Raw genomic sequence first — 4,555 nt, 5'->3', positions numbered from 1 at the left:
AAAGGGGCCGGCCAGCGGACCGGGCTCGAGGAAGCTCTGGCCGATTAATTCCGCCATGATCTCGACGAGGATCTCGCCGGCTGAGACCAGCTTCTTCATCACGTCCTCCCCAGCATTCGCCATGCATGGCTTTAGGGCTTGGAATACGGCCCCCTCTTTTTCACGTCAATTAATAAATTTACGCATGGAATAATTTCTCCGGACGCGTTGAAACTTGCGGAGCTTCCTGTAAAGTTTCAACTTGCAGGCGCACGCCGATGCGCCGTATGAGCGCCGGAGCAGCGCCATGGGAGCGAGGTTCCATGCCGCGAGGGTTTGGATGCCGATGACTCACAAGACGATGGAGGAGTTCGCCCGTTCCTGCGGCGTCTCCAGGCCGACCTTGTCGAAATTCTTCGACGATCCGACCAGCGTCAAGCCGGCGACGCGAAAACGCATCGAGGATGCGCTGCGCTCGTCCGACTATCAGCCCAATCTGTTCGCGCGAAACCTCAACCGCAAGCGCACCCGCAGCATCGGCATCGTCGTGCCGACGGTGACCGACCCGTTCTATTCCGAGATGGTCAGCCGCATCGAACTCAGGCTGCGCGACGAAGGCTATTGGCCGATCGTCATTTCCTCGCATGGATCGAGCGAACTGGAAGCCGAGGCGACGCGGACGATCCTGTCGTTGAAGGTCTCCGGCGCGCTGATAGCACCGCTCGGCCGGCGCTCGGACCAGCGGGCGATCGAGAAGCTGACGCAGGCGATCCCGATTGTCTATTTCGACACCTATCTCGAAGGCGGCACGCCTTTCGTCGGCAACAACAATGTGCAGAGCATGTCGACCATCGTCGACTATCTCTGCCGCTCGGGCGACGCCCCGATCTATTTCGATATTCCGCATGTCAATCACAATTCGCGCGAGCGGGTGGAGAGTTATGTCGATGCCATGAAGCGGCTCGGGCAGGAGCCGCTCGTCTTCGGCAATACCGACGACTACACATGGGAGTTCGAACGGATCGGCTACGAACAGACGGAAAAGCTGCTCGGCAATGGCGGCCTGCCGGGCAAGACCATATTGTGCGCCAACGATCGTCTCGCCTTCGGCGTGATGGCGGCCGCCTTCTCGAAAGGGCTGAAGGTCGGCCGCAAGGCGGATTGCGACCTGCGGGTGGCTGCGCATGACGATCATCCGCTCAGCCGCTACACCTGCCCGGCGCTCACCACCATGGCGCAGGATTTCGCGGCGATGGCCGGAAGCAGCGTCGAGACGCTGCTTACCCTGCTCGACGAGGACGGCGCGCCCGTCGCGGCGAAGGTCAGTCTCGACGCGACGCTGGTGATGCGCCAGTCGGCCTAGGGATACCAAACTCCCGCTGGGCGATCACGGCGCCTCAGGCAAGCAGGCTCGCCGCCTCGTCTTCACTGAGCAGCGGCGGCTGGTCGACCGAGCCGACGACGGCGACGGAGTTCCGGCTCTCGCCGGAGGCGAGGATCGCTTCCATGATCTCGAGCACGTGCAGCGCCAGTTCGCCGGACGCGCGGGGTCTGCGCCCTTCCGATAGCGACCGCGCCAGGTCGGCGACGCCGAGCATGCGATAGTTGGCGCGGTCCGGTGCGGCATAGGGCCAGTTGCGCGCGCCGTAGAGCTCGCCTTCGCTCTCGAAATCCTTCCAGTCGGCGCCGTGCGCCGACAACGAGACCGTGCCGCCAAAGGAGTCGGGATCGGGCATCCGAAGCGAGCCCTCCGTGCCGTGCAGCTCGATCGGATGGTTGGAATGCTTGAAGACGTCCCAGGAGGCGCCGAAGGTGACGGTGGCGCCGCAGTGAAAATCGAGCAGCGACAGGATGTTGGTAGGCGTGCCGACCCTGAAGCTGGTGTTTTTGTAAGGGCCTTCGGCGGTGATCAGGCGCTCGTCCTGGCCGCGCGTCGTCATCGCCATGACGCGGGCGACCGGGCCGAGCAGGTTGACCAGCATCGTCAGGTAGTATGGCCCCATGTCAAACACCGGACCGCCGCCCGGCTGATAGTAGAATTGCGGATTGGGATGCCAATGCTCCATGCCGCGCCCCATCATGAAGGCGGTGCCGGTCACGGCGCGGCCGATCGCGCCCTCGTCCATTAGGCGGCGGGCACGCCGCCCGGCTGCGCCGAGGAAGGTGTCTGGAGCCGAGCCCAGCAGCAGATCGCGCTTCGCCGCCTCCGCGACCAGCCGGCGGCCCTCGCCGGCCGAGGTCGCCAGAGGCTTTTCCGTGAAGACGTGCTTGCCCGCGGAAAGCGCCGAATGGGTGATGTCGAAATGCGCCGACGGAACGGTGAGGTTGAGGACGAGATCGACCTCGGGATCGGCCAGCAGCGCATCGACCGGCAGCGCGCGGATACCGTATTCCCTGGCGCGTAGCGCGGCCATGTCGGCGGAAATATCGGCGCAGGCGCGCAGTTCCACGCCGGCGAAAAGTGCTGCGTTGCGCAAATAGGTCATCGATATGTTGCCGCAACCGATAACGCCGATACCGAGCTTCGCTCCTGACTTTGATTGCATTTTCCTTCCGACCTCCCGATGCGACATCGCCGCAGACAACCCGCTGCAACGGCGGCGGACCATGTTCCCTACTCGCTATAGCGCATTTTAAATCTTGACGCGCGTAAAATTTTTATAGAGCATGTGAAAATGCTGGCTCGACTTCAGAGGCCGCCAGCTCAAACGATTGAGGAATTTTGCACTCATGAGCCTAGGAACCAAGGTGCGCCTTGCGCGCCTCTTCTCGCATCCGTCCGGGAAGCTTTTTGGCGGCGCGGTCGACCACTTTGTCGGCTATGGCGACGTGCGCAAAGGCGGCCTTGCCGATCTGCCCGGTGCGCTCGCGCGCGTCATGATGGGCAAACCCGACTACGTCAGCATCCAGCCCGGCACCGCGCGCCATCTGTGGCCGAAATATGCGGGCAAAGCGTCTCTGGTAATCCAGGCGGGCTGCTTCACCCCAGACGATCGCATCAGCGAGCTGATTGCAACGCCGGAGGATGCGGTGCGCGCCGGGGCCGATGCGTTGGCCGTGGCCATTCCGGTGCGCGGCGCGACCGAGGGTAAGTACATACGCTGGCTGACCGACTCGGTGAATGCGGCGGCACGCTACGGCATGCCGGTGGTGGCGCATATCTACCCGCGCGATTTCACCGACGGAGCAAAAATCGTCTTCACCCCCGACGAGATCGCCTATGCGGCGCGCATCGGCTACGAGTCCGGCGTCGACGTGATCAAGATAGGCTACACGGGCGATTTCGAGTCGTTCCGAGAGACCGTCCGGACCTGCCCGGTGCCGGTTGTGATCGCGGGTGGTCCGAAGACCGAGACGCTGCTCGGCGCCCTTCAGCAGACGGCGGACGCCATACGTGCCGGCGCGCGCGGTGCCGTGGTCGGTCGCAATCTCTGGGGGCACGGCGATCCGGAGAAGGCGGCACTTGCCTTTCGGAGCGTCATCCATGACGGCCTTTCGGCAGAAGACGCCCTGGCGAAGGCGGGTGCCTGAACGATGCCCACCGTCCCTTCAATCCTCGGCTTCGGCGCTATTGCGATCGACGACATCGTCTATGTCGATCAGCCGTTGTCGGCGGGCAAGGGGAAGGTTCTGCAAACTGCCCGAACTTTCGGCGGAAATGTCGCGACGGCCCTTGCCGCCGTCGCGCGGCTCGGCGGAACCGCCGGGTTCGTCGGATGGCTGGCCAGTGCCGCTGACGACGCCGTGCTGTGCGATCTCGTTGCGAGCGGAGTTGAAACCGCATTCGCGCCGCGCCACCCGCACGCACGCCCGGTGCGCTCGCGGATCACCGTCGGCTCGGAGGGGGAGAGGTTCATCGCGTATGACGACGAAGCGATGCTGGGCACCGCGCCAGACTTTCCGGACGAGGTCCTCAGCCGCGCGGCCGTCCTGATCGTCGATAGTTACGCGATCCGGTCGATGGATGTCGTGGCTCGGGCTCGCGATCTCGGCCTTGCAATCCTCGGCGATATCGAATGGAGCAGCGGCCCAGCCACCGAGAGGCTGATCGGGCTCTGCGACCATCTCATTCTTCCCCTCGGCTTCGCGCGGGCTGCCACGGGCGGCCGATCGCCTGCCGAGATGCTCGACGCATTGTGGATGCCGTCGCGGTCCACCGTGGTTCTGACTGACGGCGGCAGGGGCGTCTATTATCGCGGACGCGACGAGGCAGGGCTCTGGCACCTGCCTCCGCACCGGGTTGCCGTCGTTGACTCGACTGGCGCCGGTGACTGCTTTCACGGTGCCTATGCCCATGCATTGACGCGCGGAGCCGAGACCGCAGGCCGGGTCGCATTCGCGGCCGCGGCCGCGGCCCTGTCGATAACGGGGCGTGGCGGGCGCGAGGCGCTGCCGACCGAGGGCCAGGTCACGGAACTCTTGGCATCGACGAACGCCCCGTCGGCAGTCGAACTGAAATCGCAGCTCGATACCAGAACATAGTTGAAACTATCCGAGGAACATTCGCAGGCGAACATAGGCCGATAATGATCATAATAACGAGCGGCTTAGCCTTGTGGAGGGAGGAAGATGGCAG

Annotated in this window: 4 protein-coding genes and 1 pseudogene; 3 read left to right on the top strand and 2 right to left on the bottom strand. The window is 64.1% G+C overall.

Annotated features, from left to right (window positions below; all coding sequences use genetic code 11):
• Positions 1 to 99, bottom strand: a pseudogene (locus tag EOA49_RS33825) (sugar kinase); the annotation flags it as partial.
• Positions 100 to 319: 220 nt separating this feature from the next.
• On the opposite strand from EOA49_RS33825, the gene EOA49_RS30420 reads away from it, so the two are divergent.
• A complete protein-coding gene (locus tag EOA49_RS30420) occupies positions 320 to 1,342 on the top strand; it encodes a LacI family DNA-binding transcriptional regulator (RefSeq protein WP_127240743.1) in 1,023 nt (340 codons plus the stop codon).
• A gap of 34 nt (positions 1,343 to 1,376) precedes the next feature.
• Here the strand turns inward: EOA49_RS30420 and EOA49_RS30415 are convergent, their stop codons facing one another.
• Positions 1,377 to 2,525, bottom strand: a complete 1,149-nt coding sequence (locus EOA49_RS30415; protein ID WP_127240742.1) for a Gfo/Idh/MocA family oxidoreductase — start codon at positions 2,523 to 2,525, stop codon at positions 1,377 to 1,379.
• Between the two features lie 184 nt (positions 2,526 to 2,709).
• Between EOA49_RS30415 and EOA49_RS30410 the strand changes: the two genes are divergently transcribed.
• Together EOA49_RS30410 and EOA49_RS30405 are read left to right on the top strand one after the other, a co-directional pair.
• Positions 2,710 to 3,510 carry a class I fructose-bisphosphate aldolase gene (locus EOA49_RS30410; protein WP_127243543.1) on the top strand — a complete coding sequence of 267 codons (801 nt, stop codon included), beginning with the start codon at positions 2,710 to 2,712 and terminating at the stop codon, positions 3,508 to 3,510.
• Positions 3,511 to 3,513: 3 nt separating this feature from the next.
• Complete coding sequence (locus EOA49_RS30405; protein WP_127240800.1) at positions 3,514 to 4,461, top strand: PfkB family carbohydrate kinase; 948 nt, start codon at positions 3,514 to 3,516, stop codon at positions 4,459 to 4,461.
• Positions 4,462 to 4,555 lie beyond the last annotated feature (94 nt).

The organism is Mesorhizobium sp. M1A.F.Ca.IN.020.04.1.1, assembly GCF_003997315.1.
GTDB lineage: Bacteria > Pseudomonadota > Alphaproteobacteria > Rhizobiales > Rhizobiaceae > Mesorhizobium.
The sequence above is the reverse complement of the archived record's forward strand: the minus strand, read 5'-3'. Positions and strand labels throughout refer to the sequence as shown.

Bases quoted from the DNA above. Each gene is read 5' to 3' on its own strand.
- EOA49_RS30420 (WP_127240743.1), top strand. From the start codon at position 320: ATGCCGATGACTCACAAGACGATGGAGGAGTTCGCCCGTTCCTGCGGC.
- EOA49_RS30415 (WP_127240742.1), bottom strand. From the start codon at position 2,525: ATGCAATCAAAGTCAGGAGCGAAGCTCGGTATCGGCGTTATCGGTTGC.
- EOA49_RS30410 (WP_127243543.1), top strand. From the start codon at position 2,710: ATGAGCCTAGGAACCAAGGTGCGCCTTGCGCGCCTCTTCTCGCATCCG.
- EOA49_RS30405 (WP_127240800.1), top strand. From the start codon at position 3,514: ATGCCCACCGTCCCTTCAATCCTCGGCTTCGGCGCTATTGCGATCGAC.